Consider the following 22,859-nt stretch of genomic DNA (forward strand, 5'->3'; position numbering starts at 1 on the left):
ACGGGTATATCTGACTGTTTCCCGGGCGTTTAAGGCACGGTTTGCTTCCCTATGGCGATGCCTGTCATATTGCCCGCTGCCGGGTCGTTGATATTGAATACAGCCGCATATTCCTGGGCAGCATTGCCGTAGAAACGACCGATCAGGCTTCCCGTACCCGAGTTCCACGCTCCGTTGAATGCAGCCGTGAAGGCGTCGATCGACCCGGCGAAATCATACCGGCCAAGCGCCGTCGAGACGCCGTCGAGCCCAACCCGGTTGGGGAACAGGCTCGCCGCCAACACGCCGGTTCCGAAATTCGCTGTAAGGTCGGATCGGCCGTTCAGCGAGGCGACGATTTTCGAGCCGTCATTGACGTCGCCGAAAAGGCGGCCGGCATAGGTGGCGCTGCCGCTCCGCGGTAATTGATCGGGCGGGGTGAAGCTGCCGAAGCCGATATATTCGAGGCCGTCGCCGCCGCTATCGCGATGCGTGAAAACACGCATGAAGCTGGCATATGTCAATTCGATGCCATCGGTATTGCCATCGAACAGGCCAACCGAATAATCTATCTTCGTACCGGCGACCACCTCTGTCCCCGTATGGGCGCGCAGGTCGCCCGCATCTTTGTCTGCAGCGCGATTGGCGGGGCCGACTGTAAGAAAAAGCCCCGCATTTCCTCCGGCGGGGAACGTATAGGTGCCGGTGTCGGCATTGTAACGGATCGTTTCCGCCAACGGCGGCGGATTCAGGAACCCCGAGCCAGGCAGCGAGAGGGTCGTCCGGACCGTTCGAAAGCGCGTCATCCCTTTCAGATTGGCGAGCGTATCGCCGACCGCGGTTTCGGGCAGACCATAGCCGGCGAAAGCGAGGCTGTAATAGAGCGCGCCCGAGGCTCCATAGAGCGCCCCGCCGATATCCTCGGCGGCAGGTCCGAAAAAGGATCCGGTCATGTCACCCGCATAACTATCGGATGCGCCCGCCTGTGCGATGAACCTGCCCGTAAAGCGGTTCTCGCCCGCGACGATTGCGCCGACAGCCTTCACCTCTCCATCGCTTTCGGTGCTGATGACGCCGCCGCCGAAAAAATTGAACGTGAAAGTCTTGGCGGCGATTTCGAGCCGTCCGGTTCCGAAGTTGACCAGCGCGGTTCCGTGCCCTGCCACATCCAGCAGATTGGCTGAGGCATTGGAGGAGCGCGTGCCGCTGAAGGTCAGGTCATAGGCGGCATTGCCGGACCTGGGCACGGCGGACGCGGCACTGGGCAGGCCGAAAGCGAAATCGATCGCGCGATAGCGATCAATACTGGTGGCAACGTCGCGCTGCCGGGAAATGAGCTGGGCAAGCACCACATAGCCAGGGGTGGTCGTGAAGTCAGTCTGCGCCCCCCAATCGAGGTCGAGTTGGGTGATCTTGTCCCCATCGATTTTCTCGTGGCGCGTCCCCTTGGAGGACAGGACCTTAAAATCGCCCGGTCCGAAGACGAGCTGTTCGGAACCGGCTTTGAGGGTAAAGCTGTCCGTGCCAGCGTCATAGGCCAGGCTGGCATCCGTCACCGCACCGCCGGACGCGGGTTGGGCACGACCGGCATCATAATCGACGCTGACCGCGTTGGCTAAGGCCGCAAATGTCGAACTGATCGTTGGCTTTCCCAAGATTTTGGGCGGCGTTGGGGTAGGCGTCGGGATCGGAGTAGGCGTGGGTGTCGGCGTCGGCGTCGGCGTGGGTGTGGGCGTCGGCGTGGGTGTCGGCGTCGGTGTCGGCACGGGCGTAGGCGTGGGCGTAGGCGTCGGAGTCGGAGTAGGAGTAGGTGTCGGGGTCGGCACGGGCGTGGGCGTCGGCGTGGGCGCGGGTGTCGGTGTCGGCGTAGACGTCGGCGGCGGGGGTGTTGAGTTGACGCCCCCGCTCCCGCCGCCGCAGCCAGCCAGCATCAAGCTCAGCGCCGTCAACGAAACCATCGCCGTCGCCTTTTTGGAACGTATCGATCGCATAAACATATCCCCGTCAGAATGCCGATGTGACGCCAAATTCGGCGGCAACGCGGCGGTAGTCGTAAATTTCGATCGAGGAGCGATTGCGCTCCCATTTGAGGCGTATCAGCGGTGCGAAACTGCCGAGGCGCAAGGACCGCAGCGTCATCGCGAGACTGGCATTATAGCGGTCCTCGACCCGGCGTTTGGGATAGAGGAACAGCCGTGCGTCGGCCTCGAGATGGCTGTACCCCAATGTGCCGACCAGAGTGGCGCGCCCAAGTTCGCGAAACAGGTAGATCGTGGTCCCGCCGCTCGCCAGCGAATAGCCGGGATCGCGCGCGGCCTCCCGGAAACCGTAGACCTGTATTCCTCCGCCCGTTCGCGCGCTGAACGCCCGGTCGAAGCTCGCCGCGAGGGTGAAGTCGTCGGCAGTCTGCAGCGCGTTGCGCTTGTTGGTCTGATGCGCGATCCCGCCTTCGAGCCGCAATTGGCTTCGCTTGCCCAACGGACGCTGCCAACTCACATTGCCGCCGATCGTCGTGCTGTAAGGATCGCGTCCATACCAACGCCACGACGGCCCAAATGAAAAGGTCAGTTGGTTACTGCCCCAAGTATATTGCGGGCCGGCCTGAATGCCGATCGTGACATCATTGAAGTCGGCTTCGCGATAGAGCGTCGCGCTACCCGACGCGCGCACCATAAGATCCACCCCGGGTTCGATACCGAGACGGAAATAACTCTGGCCCTGCAAATCGAGCCCGATACCCGACTTTGCCTGTGCATTCTCGTCGAGCACGAAATCGCCGATCACCGTGCCTAGCGTATCGGCCCGGGTGGCGCGGTTGATGTTGCTGTCGGGCGCTAGCGCCAGCTTGATCGAGCCGCCCAGCGGCTTTCGGGCGTCGAGTGCGCGCGAATAGAAGCGGACGAGTTGCTCGACTGCTGGCGGCAGGCCAGCGGCCTCGGCGGCGCGCAATTCCCTTCGCGCCGCGCCGAGATCGCCGAGCATGGCCTGCATGCGCGCCAGTTCCAGCCGTACCCGTGCCACATCCGGCTTTTCGTCGAGGATGCGGCGAAACTCGATCGCGGCATCCGAATAGCGCTTGAGGTGGTCGGCCAGCATCATGCCGAGGCGAAACCTGGCCTCCGTGCGCAGTTCGATGTCCGGATCCCTTGCGAGCGCGCGATAGGCTGTTTCCGCCATCGAAAAGTCGCCCCGTGCGCGCGCGTCATCGGCAAATTTGAAAAGCTGTGTGGCCGAAAGCGTAACATCGGTCGATTGCTCGGTTGAGCGCTGCGCGACGAACTCGCCCTGGTTCGTTGCGTCCTGCGCGTTGCCGGCCGTGGTCAAGATCGCCGCGACTATAGTCGCTACGAATTTCCGAATTGTAATCACTTGGCCCCCGTTTGAAGCTCCTCCTATCTGTCAAAAAGAACGCTTGTCCAGTAAAGACCATCTCCGCTTGCATATTTCTGGCAAGGAGTTGGGGATTGCGACGCAAGGCATCCGGCCAAGGGATTCAAATGATTGCGCCCAGCGAGCTATAATATAGGTAGTTCCGCGAAAGCGGGAATGCGGAAGAAAGTCGCGTTGTCGCTCAATAAATCCCGCTTGTCCCCGGCGTCGTCGCACGCGCGGTTGTCGTCACCGTCGGAACCACGGGCGGCGGCGTCGGCGCGATGATCGTCGCGGTCGGGCGGCCGGGCTTGGCAAAGCTCGCCACGACGGGCGCGTCGCGGCCATAGATGTCGGCGAGCTTCTTCACGCCTCCCTTGCCGTCGGGAATGACGGTCCAATAGGCGACATAGACGGGGAAGGGGTTGTCGAAACCGAAGCGCGTCGTCGCGCCGCTGGCGATCGCTTCGCCGAATTCCTCGGGGCTTTTCCCGGCGAACATCACCGCCATCAGGCCCGAGAAATGCAGGGCGCGCTCGGTACGGATGCAGCCATGGCTGAACGCGCGCGCCGCGGCGGCGAAGGCGCCCTTCGACGGGGTGTCGTGCAGATAGATGGCGTGCGGATTGAGCATTTCCATCTTCATCACACCCAGCGCATTGTTCGCGCCGGCCTTTTGCACGACCGACAGCGTCTTGCCGCTGCCCGTCCAGGTATAGCCCTGCGCGCGCGCGGCGCCCGGATTGCGCGCGATCGTTGCGCCGATGCCTTCGTTGATGATGCTGCGCGGCAGCGTCCAGGTCGGATTGACGATGATCCCGGTTGCCATCGGGTTGAGCTGCGGCGTCGGGGTCGCCGACTTGCCGACGACGGCCTTGTGCGTTGCGATGATCGTGCCGCCATGGACGACACGGGTCAGATATTCGGGGACATTGCTGACGACATAACGTTCGCCGAGCGCGCGCGGCATCCAGCGCCAGCGTTCCATGTTGACGCGGATCGCATTGGCGTCGGCGGTTGTCTTCGCCTTTTTGAGCGACGCCTTGAGCGCCGCGAAATCGGGGTGCACGGGGTCGAGCGTCGCGAGCGTTTCGCTCACCGTGCCCGCGCCGAGCGCCGCGGCGAGCAGCGACAGCAAGGGTTCGCTGTCGCCGTCGCTGTCGACCATGAACCACTGCTTGCGCGCCGCGTTCGGCGTGCGTCCGTCGCGCAGGTGCGTCGCGAGCAGCAGGAAGGTGTCGGTCGCGGTCTTGTCGAGCCGTGCCTGATCGCCGCTCATGATCGCGGCGGCGAGTGCGTCGGGGCTATAATCCTTCGCGAACAGCCCTTCGGAGCCGATGCTCTCGATCGATACCAGCAGCGCCTCGGCATTCTGCTTCGACCAGCTCGGCAAATTCGCTTCGGCCGCGGTTTCGACGACGGGGGCGTCGTCCTGCACCTTGTCGGGCTGGAGGATCACCGAATCCTCCTTGACCCCCGGCTGCGCGAAAGCGGGCCCCGCGAGCAGGCTCAGCGGAAGAAGAAGCGCCGCAGCGGGACGCGCCGAAAAGGGGGAGTTTTTGACCATGGTTAAAGCCCATAGCCAAAAAGCATCCACAGTTAAAGTGAGCTGCCGCACACTCCGTCGCAAGAATAGATGTCAGGCTTTCGCCGCTTCATCCTGCTTGGCCAGCCATTCCTCGAGCCACTTGATCGTATAGTCGCCGTGGATGACATCGGGGTCGGCGAGCAGCGCCTGATGGAGCGGAATGTTCGTCTTCACGCCGCTGATCACCATTTCCTCGAGCGCGCGGCGCATCCGCATCATGCAGCTTTCGCGCGTGCGGCCGTAAACGATCAGCTTGCCGATCATGCTGTCGTAATAGGGCGGGATCGAATAGCCGGCGTACAGCCCGCTATCGACGCGCACATGCATGCCGCCCGCGGCGTGATAATTGGTGACCTTGCCCGGCGAGGGCAGGAAGGTGCGCGGATCCTCGGCATTGATGCGGCATTCCATCGAGTGGCCGCGGAATTCGAGGTCTTCCTGTTTCACCGACAGCCCCATGCCGCCCGCGATGCGGATCTGTTCGCGGACGAGGTCGAAACCGGTGATCATTTCGGTCACCGGATGCTCGACCTGAATGCGCGTGTTCATCTCGATGAAGAAGAATTCGCCATTTTCCCACAGGAATTCGATCGTGCCGGCGCCGCGATAGTGCATCGCCGCCATCGCGTCGGCGCACACCTTGCCCATGCGTGCGCGTTCTTCGGCCGAAATGATCGGCGAGGGGGCTTCTTCGAGCACTTTCTGGTGGCGGCGTTGCAGCGAGCAGTCGCGCTCGCCGAGGTGAATCGCGCCGCCGTTGCCGTCGCCGAACACCTGGAATTCGATGTGGCGCGGGTTGCCGAGATATTTTTCCATGTAAACGGTCGGGTCGCCGAACGCGGCCGCGGCTTCGCTCGACGCCTGGCCCATCAGGCTTTCGAGGCTGTCGGCATCGGGGACGACCTTCATCCCGCGTCCGCCGCCGCCCGATGCCGCCTTGATCAGCACCGGATAGCCGATTTCCTCGGCCATTTTGCGGCATTCGTCGCCATAGGTGACCGCGCCGGGCGAGCCCGGAACGACCGGCAGGCCGAGCGCCACCGCGGTGCGCTTGGCCTCGACCTTGTCGCCCATCGTGCGGATATGCTCGGGCTTCGGCCCGACGAAAATCATGTCATGCGCTTCGATGATCTCGGCGAAGCGCTCGTTTTCGGACAGGAAGCCATAGCCCGGGTGGATCGCGTCGGCGCCGGTAATCTCGGCCGCCGAGATGATCGCGGGGATATTGAGATAGCTGTCCTTCGCCGCGGGCGGACCGATGCACACGGCCTCGTCGGCAAGGCGGACGTGCATCGCGTCGGCATCGGCGGTCGAATGGACCGCGACGGTCTTGATGCCCATTTCGTGGCACGCGCGATGGATGCGCAGCGCGATCTCGCCGCGGTTGGCGATCAGGAGCTTTTCAATGGCCATATGTGGGGGCTCAGCCGATGGTGAACAGCGGCTGGTCGAACTCGACCGGCTGGCTGTTCTCGACATGCACGGCCTTCAGCGTGCCCGACGCCGGCGCGGTGATCGGGTTCATCACCTTCATCGCCTCGACGATGAGGATCGTGTCGCCGGCCTTCACTGCCGAACCGATCGCGGCGAAATTGGCCGCGCCGGGTTCGGGCGAGAGATAGACGGTGCCGACCATCGGCGATTTGACGGCGTCGGCGAAATTGTCGGCCGCCGGAGCTGACGCAGCGGCGGGCGCTGCGGGTGCGGCCGGAGCGGCTGCGGCAACCGGTGCGGCGGCGGGAGCGTAAGCGACGGGCGCGGCGTTCAGCGTGCGCGCGACACGAATCTTGCGCTCGCCGTCCTCGACCTCGATTTCGGACAATCCGGTGTCGTCGAGCAGCTCGGCGAGCGCGCGCACATAGGCCGGATCGACGTTGATGCCATTGTCTTTATGGTCACCCATGAGAATTTTTCCTGTTGTTGCGGCGTCGGTGTTCCGACGCTCAGACCCCGTTTTTGATGCGCCCTATTGTCAGAGACGGGCGGCGGCGTCCAGCGCCAGCGTATAGCTGTTCGCGCCGTGCCCCGCAAAATGCGCCACTGCCGCCATGCCGACATAGCTGATGTGCCGGAATTCCTCGCGCTTCATCGGGTCCGACAGATGGACCTCGATCACCGGCACCTTGATCGACTTGATCGCATCGTGGATCGCGATCGAGGTGTGGGTATAGCCGCCGGCGTTGAGCAGCACCGCCTTGGCGCCCGCGATATAGGCTTCGTGCAACCAGTCGATCAGCACGCCTTCGTGGTTCGTCTGGCGGCATTCGACGCGCAATCCCAGCTCGTCGGCCTGCGCCTCGAGCCGCGCATGAATGTCGTTCAGCGTGTCGTGCCCGTAAATCTCGGGCTCGCGGGTGCCGAGCAGGTTGAGGTTGGGGCCGGAAAAGACAAAGACGGTCGGCTTGTCGGGACGCTCGTTGGTCAAGGGTTTGGCTTTCGGTTGCGAGGAAGCGCGCTCCCCCTATATGGGCTGCTCGGCAAAAGGCAAAGCAAGGCGGATTCCTCAGTGATCTCGGTCATCCTCAACGGCGAAACAAGGCAGGTGCGCGCAGGCAGCATCGCCGACCTCGTCGCCTCGCTGGGCCTCGACGTGAAGAAGGTCGCGGTCGAACGCAACCGCGAGATCGTGCCGCGCTCGACGCTTGCCGATGTGACGCTCGCCGAGGGCGATGCGCTGGAAATCGTGCATTTTGTGGGGGGCGGTTGATGCCGGTCGCTCGCATCATACCCAACCGCTATGCCGACGACGCGCGGACCGGCGAAGGTTTTTTCAACGATGTGCTGGGGCTGGAGACCGCGATGGCGATGGATTTCATCACCATGTATCGCTCGGGCACCCAGCCGATGGCACAGATCAGCATCCTGACCGAGGATCCGTCGGGGATGCGTCCCGCCTATTCGGTGGGTGTCGACGATGTCGATGCGGTGCATGCGCGGGCGGTCGCGGCGGGGCACGATATAGTCTACGCCCTGCGCGACGAGCCTTGGGGTGTCCGACGGTTTTTCGTTCGCGATCCGCTCGGCGACATCGCGAATGTGGTACAGAATAAGGATTGAACGTGGACAAGATCGACAGTTGGACGGTCGCCGGACGGACGTTTACGTCGCGGCTGATTGTCGGCACCGGCAAGTACAAGGATTTCGAGCAGAATGCTGCCGCGGTCGCGGCGTCGGGAGCGGAAATCGTCACCGTCGCGGTGCGCCGCGTCAATGTGTCGGACCCGAATGCGCCGATGCTGACCGATTATATCGATCCCAAGAAGATCACCTACCTGCCGAACACCGCGGGCTGCTTCAACGCCGACGATGCGATCCGTACCTTGCGGCTGGCGCGCGAGGCGGGGGGCTGGGATCTGGTGAAGCTCGAGGTGCTCGGCGAGGCGAAGACGCTTTATCCGAACATGCGCGAGACGCTAGAGGCGACCGAGGTGCTCGCGAAAGAGGGCTTCTTGCCGATGGTTTACTGCGTCGACGATCCGATCGCGGCGAAGCAGCTCGAGGATGCGGGCGCGGTCGCCGTGATGCCGCTCGGCGCGCCGATCGGCTCAGGACTCGGCATCCAGAACCGCGTCACGATCCGCCTGATCGTCGAGGGCGCCTCGGTGCCGGTGCTCGTCGACGCGGGCGTCGGGACGGCGAGCGACGCCGCGGTGGCGATGGAGCTCGGCTGCGACGGCGTGCTGATGAACACCGCGATTGCCGAGGCCAAGGACCCGATCCGCATGGCGCGCGCGATGAAGCTGGCGGTCGAGGCGGGACGCGATTCCTACCTCGCGGGGCGGATGGGGGTACGGCGCTACGCCGATCCGTCGAGCCCGCTGGCGGGACTGATTTAAGCGCGTCAGTCGGGATAGACGTCGAGGCCCATGGCCGCGAGCAGATGCGGCTGCTGGCCGGCAGACACGATCATGCCGTCAAGGGTTGCCAGTTCCCTCAGGTTCAGGTCGGCGACATCCGCGCCGCGAAGATCGGCGCGCGCGAATTTGGCGCCGGCGGTAAGCGCGAGGACAAGATCGCTCCCGCGCAGGTCCGCGCCTTCCAGATCGGAATCGAACAGGACCGCCTCACGAAAGTTCGAGTTCGAAAGCTCGCAATCGGGCATCCGGACGCCATTCAGGTCGGCGAATTCGAGGTTGCAGCCGCGCAAGGCGGCGGCTGTCTTGACGAGCTTGCGGCCAAACGTCCGGCTGAAATCGGCCTTGTGAAACTCGGCGCCGCGCATATTGCAGTCATCGAATTCGACGCCGAACAGCGTGGAACGGTCGATCTTGGCAAAGGACAGGTCGCAGCGCCTGAAACGCGCCTGGTCGAGACGCGAGAAGGCGAACTGCGCGCCGACGTGGCCCGCGTCGTCGATAAAGGAACAATCCTCGAAAATTGCATCGCGCATATCGACATTCGCGAAGCGGCACCGGATCAGGCGGACCTGGGTTAGGCGAGCATCCTGCAGGCAGGTTCCCGTGAACTGTACGTCGCGCAGCACGCACCTCGTCAGCGCCGCGCCGGCGAGGTCGATCTCGGCGAAGTCGACGCCCGAAAGATCGGCGTTTTCGATGATGCAGCCGGGTTCGAGTTTCACCGTCATCTTCTCCTTTCGGCCTTCGCGCGGGTCGATGCAGTAAGCAATGGGTCGGAACGTATCAAGAACAATTGTGGCGATTGACCGGCTGTCCTTTGCCCTGAACGCTTTGGCTTGTTTCCGGAACAAACTCTCCGGCGATCCGTTGGTGTGGCAAGAGGCGAGCCCCTCCCGCCTCTGAAAACCAAGGAGAAACCCCGTGGGTGAATTCACCGAAAAGGCGAAAGGCATCGCCAACGAAGCGGCCGGCAATGCGAAGCAGGCGGCCGGCAAGGCGACCGATAACGAGCGTCTTCGCGCCGAAGGCGAAGCGCAGGAGCGCAAGGGCGAAGCCCAGAATCTGAAGGGCAAGGTCCAGGGCGCGCTCGGCGACAAGATCTAACCGCTTGCGCGTCACGCAAGCCATGAAAAAGGCCCCGGGGCATCCCTCTCCCCGGGGCCTTTTTCATGCTGTAGCGTAAAGTGGCTTATTTGCCCCCCGACGCCACCATATCGACGTCGGTCATCGTGCCGTCGCGGCGCATCATCAGCACATAGGCAAGGTCGCCCTTGGTACCGCCGAGCATATGCTCGTTGCCGTTGACGCGGTGGTCGCTGGTGTAGCCGGCGCGGATCGCCATCGTGTGATAATAATCGAGCACCGCCTGCATCGACGCCGCCGTCTGGAAATTGACGACGCGGATGTTGCACTTGCCGCCGGCGATCCCCGCGGCTTCGCGCAGCGTCGCGCGCGGATAGACTTTGAACGCGGCGGGCAGGCGATCGGCCCAGGCGTTGCTGTACGTCAGCTTGGCGTCGCAGCTGCCCTTTTGCTGATCGCGCGCAAGCGCGCCGATCGTCACGGGGCGCTGCTTGGCTTCGCAGCCGTCGCATCCGGCCTCGAGGGGCAGCGCTTTCGGTGCGGTGAGCAATTTGCCTGCTGCAAGGGCTGCACTGGCTTCGGCAACCGTCGCGGCTTTGCCGCCCGCGATGCCGGGAACGCCCCCGTCGACGGGTCGGTTGCCCGGACCCACGGCATTTTTGTTCGACTGGCCGGCCAGCTTGGGGTCGACCATGATCTTGTCTTCGAGCGAGCCCTTGATTGCCGGGTCGGCGTCGGTCAGCCCGTCGTCGAGCGGCGTGAGGTCGGCCTTGGCCTTGGGATTGTCCCGGCACCCGGCGAGCGGCGCAGCCGCCATCAGCAAGCCGGTAACCAGCCATTTTCCGCGCAACATCATCGCTAACACTCCCTTAATCCATTGCCGGGAATGCCCTATTCTGGTCAAAAAGGCCCAAATAAAATGCGTTAACGCGTGGGGCTTTGTTAGCCGAAAACTGTCTCGGAGCGAGACGCTTTTGCGCTTTCGCTCACGCTCCGGGTAGAAACTCCTTGCGCTTCACGCGCCACGCATCGGCGCTTTGCGTCCATGCATCGACCGGCGCGTCCTGAAAGGGGGCGGGCAGGCGGGTCGGGCCGCTGTTCGTCGCGCCGAGCCGTCGCGCGAGCGTCTGCGAGCGCGTGTTGGCGGGATCGATGCTGTGCATCAGTTCGGGCCATTTCAGAAATTCGACCGCGAAATCGCATGCCGCGACGCTCCCTTCGAGGGCATAGCCCTTGCCGGCAAATTTGGCGCGCACGCCATAGCCGATCTCGGGAGCGGGCCAGCCATCGGGCTCCCACGGACCGAGCCGTCCAACCCATTCGCCGGTCGCGCGCTCGATCACCGAAAACATCGAGAAGCCGCGGATATGCCAGGCACCCGCGAGCGTGCACCACATGCGCCACGCCTGCGAGCGCGGGCAGGTGCCGCCGATGAAGCGCATCGTGTCCTCTTCGGCACACATTTCGGCGAAGCCGTCGAAATCCTCGGTCGCGGGCGGACGCAGGATCAGCCGCTCGGTGACGAGCAGGGGGCCATTCAACATATTCTCTCTCCCGCGGCGGTTGGCCGACGCTTCTGCGGCAAGAGGAGGCTTTGGGCAAGGGATACGCTTGAGGACGCCGGTGGTGAAACCGGCGTCCTCGCCATCAGCGTGCGTGAGCGGAGGGGTCCAAACTCACACGCGAGACGGTTAGCGTTTTTGCCTTAGCGGCAACGATATTTGTCGCGATCGATCTCGCGGCCAAGCAGGGCGCCACCTGCTGCACCGAGCACGGTGCCGAGCAACTTGTCGCCGCCACCCGCGATTTCGTGGCCCGCGAGGCCCCCGACCGCGCCGCCAATCAGCAGGCCGGTCGTGCCATTATCCTTTTTGCAACGATAACGGCCGTCATTGTCGCGCCAGATGCGCGTGTCCGAACTGACGCGCTCGTCATGGTAATGGCGCTTTTTGCGCTTGTGAAAGCCGCTCGACTGGTCGAGCTGATGGAAGCCGTCGGCCTTCGCCGGAGCCGCGATACCCGCATAGGCAGGCGCGGTCAGGGCGACACTGGCGGCAGCAAAAGCGCCCATCATGCCCTTGGTGAAACTACGCATAAAAAGTCCTTTCCTGGTCTCGGCGCCTCGTCCCGCTTGTACAGGACCGGGCGCTTCGATGGGGAAAACGAGCCGGGCTGCAAAGCCGTTGCATGAACCCAAGGCAACAAGACGAGTTGAGGGCTTCCATCGACGAACCGAAAGCCCCTTGCCGCATCGGCGGCGGCATGCGACAATCGCGGCATGCTCAATATCGGATCGCTCGTCATTGGCGCTATCGCCTTGGTTCTGGCCGTTTTTGCGTTCATCCCGCTACTCGGCTGGGCGAACTGGGTGATCATACCCTTCGCGGTCGTCGGGCTGGCGCTCGGCGCGATGTCGGACAAGACGAGCGGGCGCAACCTGAACATCGTCGTCATCGTCATCGGCGTGATCCGCCTGATGCTCGGCGGCGGCATCATCTGAATCTCCGGCCGGAAGGCAGCTTTCGATCATGACGCAGGATAAGGCCCCCGCGGGGAGCAATCAGGGCGGCTTGCCCTTTGCGATCAGCGCCTATCTGATCTGGGGCTTCGTTCCGCTCTTCTTTAAACTGCTGTCGAGCGTCCCGCCGGTCGAAGTACTGGCGCAGCGCATCGTCTGGTCGCTGCCGCTCTGCTTCCTGATCATGCTCTTCCGTCGCCAGATCGGCGAGTATCTTGCGGCGCTCCGCGATTGGCGCGTGCTGCGGATGCTGCTCGTCAGTTCGGTGCTGATCGCGCTCAATTGGCTCGTCTATATCTATTCGATCTTCACCGACCATGTGCTCGCGGCCAGCCTCGGCTATTATCTCAACCCGCTCGTCAATGTGATGCTCGGGATGATCTTCCTCGGCGAACGGCTCTCGCGGCTGCAACTGGTCGCGGTGGTCATCGCCGGGATCGGGGTCGCGATCCTGCTCGCGGGGGCGCTCGACACACTGTGGATCAGCCTGACCTTGGCGTTCAGTTTCGGCACCTATGGCCTGATCCGCAAGATCGTGCCGGTCGGCTCGCTGCCGGGCCTCGCGATCGAGACGACGTTGCTGCTGCCGCTCTCGGTTGCGGCTGCGGGCTGGTATATCTGGGTCGGCGACGGCCGCGGTTTCGGATCGGAAGCGGGGATCAGCTGGCTGCTCGCGGCGGGCGGGGTCGTAACCGCGGTGCCGCTCCTGCTGTTCGCGACCGCGGCGCGGCGGATGAGCTATGCCGCGCTCGGCTTCGTCCAGTATCTGGCGCCGAGCATCGCCTTTTTGCTCAGCCTCTTCGTCTTCCACGAGCCGCTGAAGCCCGCGCAGCTCGCCTGTTTCCTGCTGATCTGGGTCAGCATCGCGGTGTTCAGTTTCGACATGTGGCGCAAGATGCGCGCCGACCGGATGATGCCGGCGGCTTAGACTATTTCTTCGTCATGCCGGACTTGATCCGGCATCCACCGCGGCGCTGAAGTCATGGACCCCGGATCAAATCCGGGGTGACGAAAGGATATTAAACCAGCCGCCAGCCGAGCGTTTCGCCGGCGTGGAAGGGAACGACCTCGCCGACGCGTTCGGGAACCAGCGTCTCGCCGCGTTCGAGCGTTACCGTGCCGGTGTTGAGCGGCAGGCCATAGAAATTCGGCCCATGTTCGCTGGCGAAGCCCTCGAACTTGTCCAGCGCGCCTTCCTCGTCGAACACCTGGATATAGGATTCGAGCGCATAGGGGGCGTTGAAGATGCCCGCGCAGCCGCACGCGGCTTCCTTCGTGTGCACCGCATGCGGCGCGCTGTCGGTGCCGAGGAAGAATTTCGGCGAGCCCGATACCGCGGCGGCGCGGACCGCGAGCCGGTGCTGCTCGCGCTTGGCGACGGGCAGGCAGTAAGCGTGCGGCCGGATGCCGCCGACGAGCATCGCGTTGCGGTTGATGTGGAGATGCTGCGGCGTGATCGTCGCGGCGACATTGGCGGGGGCGGCCGTCACAAAATCGACCGCTTCCGACGTCGTGATATGTTCGAACACGATTTTCAGGCCCGGCAGGTCACGGACGAGTCCCTTGAGCGTGCGCTCGATGAACACCGCCTCGCGGTCGAAGATGTCGACGTCATGGTCGGTGACCTCGCCATGGATGAGCAGCGGCATGCCGATGTCGGCCATCCGTTCGAGCACGGGCATGATCTTTGCGACATCGGTGACGCCATGCGCGCTGCCGGTGGTGGCGTGCGCGGGATAGAGTTTCGCCGCGGTGAAGATGCCTTCGGCATGGCCGCGCGCCATCTCGTCGGGGTTGCTGTGGTCGGTCAGATACGCGACGATCAGCGGTGTGAAGTCGAGCCCGGCCGGCACCGCGGCATTGATGCGGTCGCGATATGCTGCGCCTTCCTCGGCAGTCGTCACCGGCGGCGACAGGTTCGGCATGATGATCGCGCGCGCGAACTGGCGCGCGGTATATTGCGCGACATGATCCAGCATCGCGCCATCGCGCAGATGGACATGCCAGTCGTCGGGGCGGCGGATCGTCAGGCGGTCGGTCATGGTCGGACTTGTCAACTTGTGGGTTGGTTTTGGCTGGGGCGTCCCTAGATTATCGCCATGACCAATACCACCCTGATTAATCGCGCCCTCATTCGACTTTCGGGCGAGGATGTCCGCGGTTTTCTGCAGGGTCTTGTCACCAATGACACGTCGGGCAATCTGCCGGTGTGGGCGGCGCTACTGACCGCGCAGGGCAAGGCGCTGTTCGATTTCCTGATTTGGGGCGATGGCGAGGATATATTGATTGATTGCGAGCGCGACGCGGCGGGCGACCTTGCCAAGCGTCTGACGCTCTATCGTCTGCGCCGCGCGATCACCATCGAACGCGAACCCGATCTTTGCGTCCACTGGGCGCCGGGCGGCGACTTGGGCGTCGTCGACCCGCGACTCGTCGAGCTCGGCCAGCGCTGGCTGGCGCCGGCGGGTGAAGGGGAGGGCGCCGACGCGAGATGGCAGGCCCACCGCCTCGCGCTTGGTGTCACCGAGGGACGCGCCGAACTCGGCGATGGCACGACCTTGTGGCTCGAATGCAATGCCATCGACCTCAATGGCGTCAGCTTCACCAAGGGCTGTTACGTCGGGCAGGAAAATACTGCGCGGATGAACTGGCGGCAAAAGGTCAACCGGCGGCTGGTCGTCGTGCCGATCGCCGAGGCCGACGAAAAGCGGCAGGTGATAGCCTATCCCGACCTCGGCTGGTCGGTCGAGCACCGGCGGGTGGAGAATATCGAGGCGGCCGCCGCACCCGCGTGGCTCCGCGAGGGGCTCGCCGCCGGTTCATGACAGATGCAGCCTTTGCTGCTAGAGTGCCGGGCATGCGCGCTATGCTGATTTCGTCGGCGCTCGCCGCCGCTTTCGCCCTGTCGGCTCCCGTCGTTGCGGCGCCGACGTCGTTGTTGCCGACCGAACCCGAGGCCGCGCAACCCTCTTCCAGACTCGCGCCGCTCGCGCCGGATTCCGCGTGGACGCCGCGCTTTGCAGCCGCGGCGGACGAATTGGCGATGGCGCTACGCTCGCGCGATGAGGCCCAATGGGGGCCTTTACTCGGGGGGCAGTGGTTGTCCGCGGCGGATCGCGCGCGCGTTAAGAATCTGCTGGGTGACCGGAGCAGCCCGTTCCTGCATGCGCTTTTCTCGAAGGGCGTTGCCCACCGCACAATCCTCGGCTGGAACGCGCCCGCGTCGCTGAGCGCGGACGAACGCGCGGCGATCGAGGGAGGGCAGGAGGCGGAGGCGCTGGTCTGCTGGTCGGCGCGTAGCGACGGCGCGGGGCCATGGCCGGCGACCGCGGTCGAGGCCGATAATCGGCCGGGTCGCTCCTATGCCTGCGCACGGATCGCTTATAGCATTCGTGGCGGAATTCCGGCCTGGCGCGCGTTCATCGAACAAGGTGAAGGCGGTGCTCTTGCTACTACCGCCCCGCGCGAGCCCGCTTAACCAATCTCCAACCCTCTTTTGCGACAAGAGCGCCAATGATCGGGCGATTTCTTACGTTGGCCGCGGGGATTGCGGTGGTGTCGATCGGCATGGCGGGCATCGCCGGCCGCTCGACAAGCATGGCCGATGCGCAGGGCTCTGCCGATAGCAGCAGCGATGACAATGGAAACTGGACGACCCAGCGTAGCAAGGGCGGCACCTGGTCTTCGGCATCGAGTCCCAAATCCTCGGGCGGAACGGTGCGTCTCGACCGGTCAGGCGACTCGCATTTCTATGCCGACACCGAAGTCGATGGCACGAATATCCGGATGATGGTGGACAGCGGCGCATCGATCGTCGCGCTGACGCGTGACGACGCCGAATCCATCGGCATCGACGTCGATCGCTTGCCCATCAGCGGCACCGCGCGCACCGCGGGCGGCGATGTCCCGATGCGCACGGTCATGCTCGACAGCGTCGAAATCGACGGGATCGAAGTCCGGCGCGTCGAAGCCGCGGTGGTCGACGCCGACATGGGCGTATCGCTGCTTGGCCAGAGCTTCCTCTCGAAACTCGCCGCGGTGAACGTCGAAGGCGACACGATGACGCTGCGTTGAGGCGATGGCTGATCACGAGCGGTGAGCGGGCGTGACCTATTCGTCATCCCGGGCTTGACCCGGGACCCGCCTTCCTCCCGCTCAACGTTGAAAAGACAAGGCAGGCCCCGGGTCAAGCCCGGGGTGACGAGAAATGCAATGTCCGCAACCGATTGTTAGCCACCGCTCCAACGCTTGCCATTTCCGCCGCATTTCCCCACATCGGCCGCCATGAACACTCCCAATCCTCCGATGCGCGCGGCGATCGTGCCCGTCACCGCTTTCCAGCAGAATTGCACCCTTCTGTGGTGCACGGCGACCAACAAAGCGGCCTTCGTCGATCCGGGCGGCGATCTCGACAAGCTCAAGGTCGCCGTGCGGCAGACCGGGGTCGAGGTCGAGAAAATCCTCGTCACCCACGGCCATATGGACCATTGCGGACAGGCGGGGATGCTCGCGAAGGACCTCGGCGTGCCGATCGAGGGGCCGCACGAGGACGACCGTTTCTGGATCGATGCCTTCGCCGAGGACGGCGCGCGTTTCGGCATGGTCGGCGAATCGTTCGAGCCCGATCGCTGGCTGGTCGATGGCGATACGGTGACCGTTGGCAATCTCACCATCGACGTCATCCATTGCCCAGGGCACACGCCGGGCCATGTCGTCTTCCACCACGCGCCGTCGAAGCTAGCGATCGTCGGCGACGTGATCTTCCAGGGATCGATCGGCCGCACCGACTTCCCGCGCGGCAATCACCAGCAATTGCTCGATTCGATCACGCAGAAACTGTGGCCGCTCGGCGGCGACACGACCTTCCTGCCGGGACACGGCGCGCACAGCAATTTCGCGCACGAACGGCGCACCAATCCGTTCGTGAGCGATATGGCCTTGGGAAGCGCGGGCTGACCTTACCCATCCCGCAAGCGGGAGGGGAGGCATCACTTCGGCGCGGCGACTTCGGTTTCTACGATCTCGGTCGTCGTGATGCTCGTCGGCGTCAGATAGACGATCGCTAGCGCGCCGATTGCGAGGCCAAGCTGGGTCAGCATCGTAATGATCGTGCCGACCATCCGGCCCCACATCATCCCGTCCATGCCGATCGCGTGCAGGATGCGCCCGACGAGATAGAGGGCGCCAATGCCCCAGAGCCAGAGCGAGGAGCCAAGGCCGAGTTCGACGAGCGCGAGCAGGATCAGCACGAACGCCGTGTTTTCGACGAAATTGCTGTGCGCGCGCATGCGCCGCGTCAGCAGGTCGTTGCCGCCATCGCCGATGAAGACCTTTTCCCTTGTGCGGACGCGGCCGACGCGGACCGCGAGCCACAGGTTGAGCAGCGCCGCGCCGGCGGCAATCGTCAGGCTGATCGGCAAGATTATCATCTGGTTTCCCCCTTATGGACCGGCGCGTTTCGCTTGCCGGCAGCGGGCAGGGTGTGACATCCCCCGACCGGGGCGGCAAGCCTGTGCGATCATGGACGCAATGGGCTTGCCTTTGCGGGCAAAAACGCTATAGCCCCGCCCGATCCGGCACCCGACACCATATGGCGTTGAGGCACCCTCCGGCGGAAGTTTTTCCCTGTCGAACATCGGCAGGATCGGGCTTCGGCGTGGCGGGCGGGCCAGTCATTTCCGGCGACGGCGGTGACAAATCCGGGTAGCCGATTCGTGACACACACTTTAAGAATGCAGGAAATATCATGGCCGTTCCCAAGCGAAAAACCTCGCCCTCGAAGCGCGGCATGCGTCGCAGCCACGACAGCCTGAAGGTTGAAGCCTTTCAGGAATGCCCGAACTGCGGCGAGCTGAAGCGCCCGCACAATCTTTGCAACGCCTGCGGCCATTATAACGGCCGTGAAGTGGTGTCGGTCGGCGCATAAGCATTAGCCGGAGGGCGTCCTGATGGCACTGACACCGCGAATCGCAATCGATGCGATGGGCGGTGACGTCGGCGTGCGCATGATGCTCGCTGGCGCCGCGATGGCGCGCCACAAGCACGACGGCCTCCGCTTCATCCTCGTCGGCGACGAGGTGCAGATCAAGGCGGCGCTTGAAAATCACCCCAATCTGCGTGCGGCGTCGGATATCATCCACACCGACGGCGTGGTGTCGGGTTCGGACAAGCCGAGCCAGGCGCTGCGCAAGGCTAAAAGCACCTCGATGGGGCTGGCGATCGATGCGGTGAAGCGCGGCGATGCCGGCGGCGCCGTGTCCGCGGGCAACACCGGCGCGCTGATGGCGATGGCGAAGCTCGCGCTGCGCACGATGCCGGGCATCGACCGGCCGGCGCTCGCGGCCTTGCTGCCGACGCTGGGCGACAATGACGTCGTCATGCTCGACCTTGGCGCCAACACCGATTGCGACGCCAACAACCTCATCCAGTTCGCCGTCATGGGCGCCGCTTATGCGCGCACCGCGATGGGGCTCGAAAAGCCGCGCGTCGCGCTGCTCAACATCGGCACCGAGGAGCTGAAGGGTACCGACGAGATTCGCGATGCCGCCGCGCGGCTACGCGAGGCGCATGGGCTGCCGATGGAATTCACCGGCTTTATCGAGGGCGACAAATTGTCGCGCGGCGACGTCGACGTGATCGTCCACGACGGCTTTTCAGGGAATATCGCGCTGAAGACGATCGAAGGGACGGCGCGTTTCGTCACCGACCTGCTGCGCCGTGCCTTCACCAGTTCGACGCGCTCGAAGATCGGCTTCCTGATTTCGCGCCCCGCGACCGAGCTGCTCAAGCATCATCTCGATCCCAATAACCATAATGGCGCGGTGTTCCTCGGCCTCAACGGCGTCGTGCTCAAAAGCCACGGCAGCGCCGATGCGAAGGGGGTCGCGAACTGCGTCCACCTCTGCGCCGAACTGATTGAGAAGGATATTACGCGTCAGGTGACCGAAGATCTCGCGAATTTCCGCAGCGGCGCCGCGGCATGACGCTCCGCGCCATATTGGCCGGCACCGGCTCAGCCCTGCCGCGCACGCGGGTTTCGAACGCCGAACTCGCGGCGCGCGTCGACACGAGCGACGAATGGATCGTCGAACGCACGGGCATCCGCTTCCGCCACATTGCCGAACCCGACGAGACGACGGCAACGCTCGCCGCCGATGCGGCAAAGCAGGCGCTGGCGGCCGCGGGGCTTGATCCCGCCGACATCGGTCTGATCATCGTCGCCACCGCGACCCCCGACAATACCTTCCCCGCCAGCGCCACCAAGGTGCAGGCGTTGCTCGGCATCCCCGATTGCATCGCCTTCGACGTCGCGGCTGTCTGTTCGGGCTTCCTTTATGCCGTGTCGGTCGCCGACTCGATGCTCCGCACCGGCGCCACAAAGCATGCGTTGGTGATCGGTTCGGAAACCTTCAGCCGCATCCTCGACTGGGAAGATCGCACGACGTGCGTTCTCTTCGGCGACGGCGCGGGCGCGGTCGTCCTGTCGGCCAAGGACGTCGAGGACGATCAGGGCATCCTCGCAACGCGATTGCATGCCGAGGGAAAATACGCAGATATGCTCTATGTCGACGGCGGTCCGTCGACGACGGGGACGGTCGGCCACGTCCGGATGCAGGGCCGCGAAGTCTTCCGCCACGCCGTCACCAACCTCGCCTCGGTGCTTGCCGAGGTGATGGCCGATGTTGGCCTGTCGGCCGAGTCGATCGACTGGGTCGTGCCGCATCAGGCGAACAAGCGGATCATCGACGCAACCGCGAAAAAGCTGGGTTTGCCCGCCGAACGGGTGGTGCTCACGGTCGACCAACACGCCAATACATCGGCGGCGTCGGTGCCGCTCGCGCTCGACCTCGCGGTGCGCGACGGGCGCATCAAGCGCGGCGACCTGGTGGTGCTCGAAGCAATGGGCGGCGGCTTCACCTGGGGCGCCGCGGTTCTGCGCGTCTGACGCTTCGCTCCGGCGCGTCAACTTCTCGCTCCATCCGTTTCAGTTTGGCGGATTAATTCGTATTTGTTACATATGTGTACAGGGACTCGTGACGGTGGGGGCTGTCAGGGAACCCATCGTGCGTTTTCGCTTCAGAGGGGGAAGGGATCAACATGACCGCAGGGACTCTTACGCGGGCCGACATTGCGACGCGGATCAACCAGCAGATCGGGCTGTCGCGCAATGAATCGGCCGCAATCGTCGAATCGATTCTTGATCATATGTCCGACGCGCTCGCGGTCGGTCAGAATGTGAAAATCTCGGGCTTCGGCACCTTTGTCCTGCGCGACAAGGCGCAGCGGATCGGCCGCAATCCCAAGACCGGTATCGAAGTGCCGATCCTGCCGCGGCGCGTGATGACCTTTCGCGCCAGCCAGACGATGCGAGCCCGCGTTGCCGGCAAATAAACCGGACCTGACCCATGTCGGGTTTTGAGATGACCGACGATGGCGGCAAGGCGTCCGGCGCCATGCTCGCCATCGGCGAACTGGCGGTGCGCATCGGCGTGCCGACGCATGTGCTGCGTTATTGGGAAACGCGCTTCCCGCAGCTGAAGCCGCTGCAGCGCTCGGGCCGCCGCCGCTATTACCGCGCCGAGGACGTCGCGCTTGCCGAGCGCATCCACCATCTGCTGCATGTCCAGGGCTTTACCGTCGAAGGCGCGCGCAAGGCGCTGTCCGAGCCGGGTGCCGCACCGACGGCGCGCGCGTCGTTGACCCGCGAAGCGCTCGACAGCGCCGCGCCCATGCGCGTGGTGAAGGGAATTCCGGTCGAGGCGCTGGTCGCGCTCCGTCAGCGGCTCGCCGCGGCGATAGGCTAGGTTTCAGTCATTATCCATCGCCGGCGCGAGCGCCGGGTCGAGATCGCGCGGGCGGATAAAGCCCGTGAAACGCGCGCTGTTCGTATCGAGATCGTGCCAGTTGCCGATGTCGAGTTCGAGCCGCGCCAGCGCCGACGTCGGCAGCTTTTCCTCGACCTTCGCGCGGAGTTCGTCGCCCGCCGATTCGGGAACGAGCATCAGGATCAGATCCTCGAGCCCGGGATTATGTCCCGAAATGAGCAGATGTTCGGAATCCTTGCCGGTGTCGCGGATCACGTCGATCAGCGTCGCGGCCGACGCAAGATAGATGCGCCGGTCCCAATGCGGCTCGAGTGTGTCGAGGTCTGCGGCGGGCTGGAAGATATCGAGCGTTTCGGTCACGCGCACCGCGGGCGAGGCGATGATGCGGTCGACGGGCAGCTTCTGGCGCTTCAGCCATTGTCCGATCAGTTCGGCGCCGCGCGCCCCGCGCTTGTTGATCGGGCGGTCGAAATCGCGCTCGACCTGTACGTCCCAACCCGATTTGGCATGGCGCAGGATGGTCAAAGTCTTCAAAATCGCTCCCCGCGTCCCCGCGCTCTTGTCCCGTGTGTTCGCGGGCCTTGTGCCGGAAACTTATGACGGTGAAAAGGCTGGAAAAGCGGTTTTTCTGCGCTCGACGTTCGCCGCGGCGACATGATTGACCGCTTCGTCGAGCGGCAGGCGGCGGATCGGGGTGCCCTCGGGAAAGGCGCTGAGCAGGCGCGAGGGAAAGCTGGGTGAGAGCATCACGAACTGCCCGAAATCGTCGGCGCGCCGGATCAGCCGCCCGAAGGCCTGCCCGATACGCGCGCGGATGACCATGTCGTCATAGGCGCTGCCACCCTGCGCCGCGCGCCGCGCCGCATGGAGGATCGTCGGACGCGGCCAGGGCACCCCCTCCATCACGACGAGCCGCAGCGAATCGCCGGGCACGTCGACCCCATCGCGCAAGGCATCGGTGCCGAGCAGCGAGGCGTGCGGATCGGCACGGAAAATGTCGACGAGCGTGCCGGTGTCGAGCGGATCGACATGTTGCGCGAACAGCGGCAGCCCGGCGCGCGCCAGCCGGTCGGCGATCCGCGAATGGACGATGCGCAGCCGGCGGATCGCGCTGAACAGCCCCAGTGCGCCGCCACCCGACGCCTCGATCAGGCGGCTGTATGCGCCCGCCAGCGCGGGCAGGTCGCCGCGCGCGATGTCGGTGACGATCAGCACCTCCGACTGGCGCGCATAGTCGAACGGGCTGGGGACCGCGAAATGCTGGACGCCGCCGTCCATGTGACGCGCGCCGGTGCGGATATCGGCGTCGGTCCAGCCGCCGCTCCCGTGCCCGCCATTGCGCAAGGTCGCAGAGGTGACGAGCACACCCTGCGCCGGGCGATACACGACGTCGGCGATGGGCTTTGCCGGGTCGAGCCAGTGGCGGTGCAGCCCGCAGTCGAACTCGCGCCCGTCGTAGCGGTCGACCGCCAGCCAGTCGACGAAATCGGGATCGGCGGGGCCGCCGACGCGCCCGAGCAGCGAGAGCCAGCCCCCAAGCGTGTCGATTCGCGTGCCGAGGCTATGCCGCGCGCCGTCGACCCTTGCCCGGGCTTGCCCGTCGAGCCAGTCGGGCGGGTCCTCGATCAACACCTCGAGCC

29 protein-coding genes are annotated in these 22,859 nt (G+C 64.4%); 15 read left to right on the forward strand and 14 right to left on the reverse strand.

Annotation, left to right across the window (positions count from 1 at the left end; genetic code table 11):
• Positions 1-29: 29 nt before the first annotated feature.
• The 6 genes from FG91_RS22130 to FG91_RS14415 all read right to left on the reverse strand — a co-directional run bounded on the left by FG91_RS22130 (position 30) and on the right by FG91_RS14415 (position 7,361).
• Entirely contained in the window at positions 30-1,634 is a 1,605-nt protein-coding gene (locus FG91_RS22130) for a transferrin-binding protein-like solute binding protein (protein WP_037516106.1), read from the reverse strand.
• 349 nt (positions 1,635-1,983) lie between these two features.
• Positions 1,984-3,303 carry a surface lipoprotein assembly modifier gene (locus FG91_RS14395; RefSeq protein WP_235212051.1) on the reverse strand — a complete coding sequence of 440 codons (1,320 nt, stop codon included), beginning with the start codon at positions 3,301-3,303 and terminating at the stop codon, positions 1,984-1,986.
• A gap of 247 nt (positions 3,304-3,550) precedes the next feature.
• Positions 3,551-4,915 (reverse strand): L,D-transpeptidase family protein, encoded by a 1,365-nt coding sequence (locus FG91_RS14400; RefSeq protein WP_081940606.1) that lies wholly within the window; start codon positions 4,913-4,915, stop codon positions 3,551-3,553.
• A 72-nt stretch (positions 4,916-4,987) separates the two neighbouring features.
• Entirely contained in the window at positions 4,988-6,349 is a 1,362-nt protein-coding gene (accC, locus tag FG91_RS14405; RefSeq protein ID WP_037516108.1) for an acetyl-CoA carboxylase biotin carboxylase subunit, read from the reverse strand.
• Between the two features lie 10 nt (positions 6,350-6,359).
• Positions 6,360-6,839 (reverse strand): acetyl-CoA carboxylase biotin carboxyl carrier protein, encoded by a 480-nt coding sequence (accB, locus tag FG91_RS14410; RefSeq protein WP_037516109.1) that lies wholly within the window; start codon positions 6,837-6,839, stop codon positions 6,360-6,362.
• Between the two features lie 69 nt (positions 6,840-6,908).
• Positions 6,909-7,361, reverse strand: coding sequence for a type II 3-dehydroquinate dehydratase (locus FG91_RS14415; RefSeq protein ID WP_037516113.1), 453 nt, complete (start codon positions 7,359-7,361; stop codon positions 6,909-6,911).
• A gap of 81 nt (positions 7,362-7,442) precedes the next feature.
• Here FG91_RS14415 and thiS point away from each other — a divergent pair, with 81 nt between their 5' ends.
• Genes thiS through FG91_RS14430 form a run of 3 tightly spaced genes read left to right on the forward strand, consistent with a single transcriptional unit; the run spans position 7,443 to position 8,772 of the window.
• Positions 7,443-7,643, forward strand: coding sequence for a sulfur carrier protein ThiS (gene thiS, locus FG91_RS14420; protein WP_081940607.1), 201 nt, complete (start codon positions 7,443-7,445; stop codon positions 7,641-7,643).
• The gene (locus FG91_RS14425; RefSeq protein WP_037516116.1) at positions 7,643-7,993 is read left to right on the forward strand and encodes a VOC family protein; all 351 of its coding nucleotides are present in this window, start codon (positions 7,643-7,645) and stop codon (positions 7,991-7,993) included. The genes thiS and FG91_RS14425 overlap by 1 nt, the downstream gene beginning before the upstream one ends.
• A 2-nt stretch (positions 7,994-7,995) precedes the next feature.
• Positions 7,996-8,772, forward strand: coding sequence for a bifunctional sulfur carrier protein/thiazole synthase protein (locus FG91_RS14430; protein WP_327195839.1), 777 nt, complete (start codon positions 7,996-7,998; stop codon positions 8,770-8,772).
• Between the two features lie 5 nt (positions 8,773-8,777).
• On the opposite strand, the gene FG91_RS14435 is transcribed toward FG91_RS14430, so the two are convergent.
• Positions 8,778-9,728 (reverse strand): pentapeptide repeat-containing protein, encoded by a 951-nt coding sequence (locus FG91_RS14435; protein ID WP_200878461.1) that lies wholly within the window; start codon positions 9,726-9,728, stop codon positions 8,778-8,780.
• Between FG91_RS14435 and FG91_RS14440 the strand changes: the two genes are divergently transcribed.
• The gene (locus FG91_RS14440; protein ID WP_037516121.1) at positions 9,715-9,897 is read left to right on the forward strand and encodes a CsbD family protein; all 183 of its coding nucleotides are present in this window, start codon (positions 9,715-9,717) and stop codon (positions 9,895-9,897) included. The genes FG91_RS14435 and FG91_RS14440 overlap by 14 nt on opposite strands.
• An 85-nt stretch (positions 9,898-9,982) precedes the next feature.
• Here the strand turns inward: FG91_RS14440 and FG91_RS14445 are convergent, their stop codons facing one another.
• The 3 genes from FG91_RS14445 to FG91_RS14455 all read right to left on the reverse strand — a co-directional run bounded on the left by FG91_RS14445 (position 9,983) and on the right by FG91_RS14455 (position 11,971).
• Complete coding sequence (locus FG91_RS14445; RefSeq protein ID WP_037516123.1) at positions 9,983-10,732, reverse strand: hypothetical protein; 750 nt, start codon at positions 10,730-10,732, stop codon at positions 9,983-9,985.
• Between the two features lie 130 nt (positions 10,733-10,862).
• Complete coding sequence (locus tag FG91_RS14450; protein ID WP_037516125.1) at positions 10,863-11,420, reverse strand: GNAT family N-acetyltransferase; 558 nt, start codon at positions 11,418-11,420, stop codon at positions 10,863-10,865.
• A 161-nt stretch (positions 11,421-11,581) separates the two neighbouring features.
• Complete coding sequence (locus tag FG91_RS14455; protein ID WP_037516129.1) at positions 11,582-11,971, reverse strand: glycine zipper 2TM domain-containing protein; 390 nt, start codon at positions 11,969-11,971, stop codon at positions 11,582-11,584.
• 183 nt (positions 11,972-12,154) lie between these two features.
• Here FG91_RS14455 and FG91_RS14460 point away from each other — a divergent pair, with 183 nt between their 5' ends.
• Together FG91_RS14460 and rarD are read left to right on the forward strand one after the other, a co-directional pair.
• Positions 12,155-12,376, forward strand: coding sequence for a membrane protein (locus tag FG91_RS14460; protein WP_037516131.1), 222 nt, complete (start codon positions 12,155-12,157; stop codon positions 12,374-12,376).
• A gap of 28 nt (positions 12,377-12,404) precedes the next feature.
• Positions 12,405-13,322: an EamA family transporter RarD gene (gene rarD / locus FG91_RS14465; RefSeq protein WP_037516133.1), complete on the forward strand. Its 918-nt coding sequence runs from the start codon at positions 12,405-12,407 to the stop codon at positions 13,320-13,322.
• Between the two features lie 91 nt (positions 13,323-13,413).
• Here rarD and pyrC read toward each other — a convergent pair whose 3' ends face one another.
• Positions 13,414-14,436, reverse strand: a complete 1,023-nt coding sequence (pyrC, locus tag FG91_RS14470; protein ID WP_037516136.1) for a dihydroorotase — start codon at positions 14,434-14,436, stop codon at positions 13,414-13,416.
• A gap of 57 nt (positions 14,437-14,493) precedes the next feature.
• On the opposite strand from pyrC, the gene ygfZ reads away from it, so the two are divergent.
• The 4 genes from ygfZ (at position 14,494) to FG91_RS14490 (ending at position 17,350) form a co-directional block, all read left to right on the forward strand.
• Complete coding sequence (gene ygfZ, locus FG91_RS14475; protein ID WP_037516139.1) at positions 14,494-15,219, forward strand: CAF17-like 4Fe-4S cluster assembly/insertion protein YgfZ; 726 nt, start codon at positions 14,494-14,496, stop codon at positions 15,217-15,219.
• Between the two features lie 32 nt (positions 15,220-15,251).
• On the forward strand, positions 15,252-15,872 hold the full coding sequence (locus tag FG91_RS14480; protein ID WP_152568120.1) for a hypothetical protein: 621 nt from the start codon (positions 15,252-15,254) through the stop codon (positions 15,870-15,872).
• A 35-nt stretch (positions 15,873-15,907) separates the two neighbouring features.
• A complete protein-coding gene (locus FG91_RS14485) occupies positions 15,908-16,468 on the forward strand; it encodes a retropepsin-like aspartic protease family protein (protein WP_037516144.1) in 561 nt (186 codons plus the stop codon).
• A gap of 210 nt (positions 16,469-16,678) precedes the next feature.
• Positions 16,679-17,350, forward strand: a complete 672-nt coding sequence (locus FG91_RS14490) for an MBL fold metallo-hydrolase (protein ID WP_037516146.1) — start codon at positions 16,679-16,681, stop codon at positions 17,348-17,350.
• Between the two features lie 32 nt (positions 17,351-17,382).
• On the opposite strand, the gene FG91_RS14495 is transcribed toward FG91_RS14490, so the two are convergent.
• On the reverse strand, positions 17,383-17,823 hold the full coding sequence (locus FG91_RS14495) for an MAPEG family protein (protein ID WP_081940608.1): 441 nt from the start codon (positions 17,821-17,823) through the stop codon (positions 17,383-17,385).
• A 317-nt stretch (positions 17,824-18,140) separates the two neighbouring features.
• On the opposite strand from FG91_RS14495, the gene rpmF reads away from it, so the two are divergent.
• The 5 genes from rpmF to FG91_RS14520 all read left to right on the forward strand — a co-directional run bounded on the left by rpmF (position 18,141) and on the right by FG91_RS14520 (position 21,198).
• Positions 18,141-18,320, forward strand: coding sequence for a 50S ribosomal protein L32 (rpmF, locus tag FG91_RS14500; protein WP_011541714.1), 180 nt, complete (start codon positions 18,141-18,143; stop codon positions 18,318-18,320).
• 22 nt (positions 18,321-18,342) lie between these two features.
• The gene (gene plsX / locus FG91_RS14505) at positions 18,343-19,377 is read left to right on the forward strand and encodes a phosphate acyltransferase PlsX (protein WP_037516148.1); all 1,035 of its coding nucleotides are present in this window, start codon (positions 18,343-18,345) and stop codon (positions 19,375-19,377) included.
• Positions 19,374-20,339, forward strand: coding sequence for a beta-ketoacyl-ACP synthase III (locus tag FG91_RS14510; RefSeq protein WP_037516150.1), 966 nt, complete (start codon positions 19,374-19,376; stop codon positions 20,337-20,339). The genes plsX and FG91_RS14510 overlap by 4 nt, the downstream gene beginning before the upstream one ends.
• A 152-nt stretch (positions 20,340-20,491) precedes the next feature.
• Entirely contained in the window at positions 20,492-20,785 is a 294-nt protein-coding gene (locus FG91_RS14515) for an integration host factor subunit alpha (RefSeq protein ID WP_037516152.1), read from the forward strand.
• 14 nt (positions 20,786-20,799) lie between these two features.
• A complete protein-coding gene (locus FG91_RS14520) occupies positions 20,800-21,198 on the forward strand; it encodes a MerR family transcriptional regulator (RefSeq protein ID WP_081940609.1) in 399 nt (132 codons plus the stop codon).
• A 3-nt stretch (positions 21,199-21,201) separates the two neighbouring features.
• Here the strand turns inward: FG91_RS14520 and FG91_RS14525 are convergent, their stop codons facing one another.
• Entirely contained in the window at positions 21,202-21,753 is a 552-nt protein-coding gene (locus FG91_RS14525; RefSeq protein WP_037516154.1) for a SixA phosphatase family protein, read from the reverse strand.
• 60 nt (positions 21,754-21,813) lie between these two features.
• Positions 21,814-22,859: helicase C-terminal domain-containing protein (locus FG91_RS14530; RefSeq protein ID WP_037516209.1), on the reverse strand; the 1,046-nt coding region annotated here is incomplete at its 5' end.

This window comes from Sphingopyxis sp. LC81 (assembly GCF_000756375.1).
GTDB lineage: Bacteria > Pseudomonadota > Alphaproteobacteria > Sphingomonadales > Sphingomonadaceae > Sphingopyxis.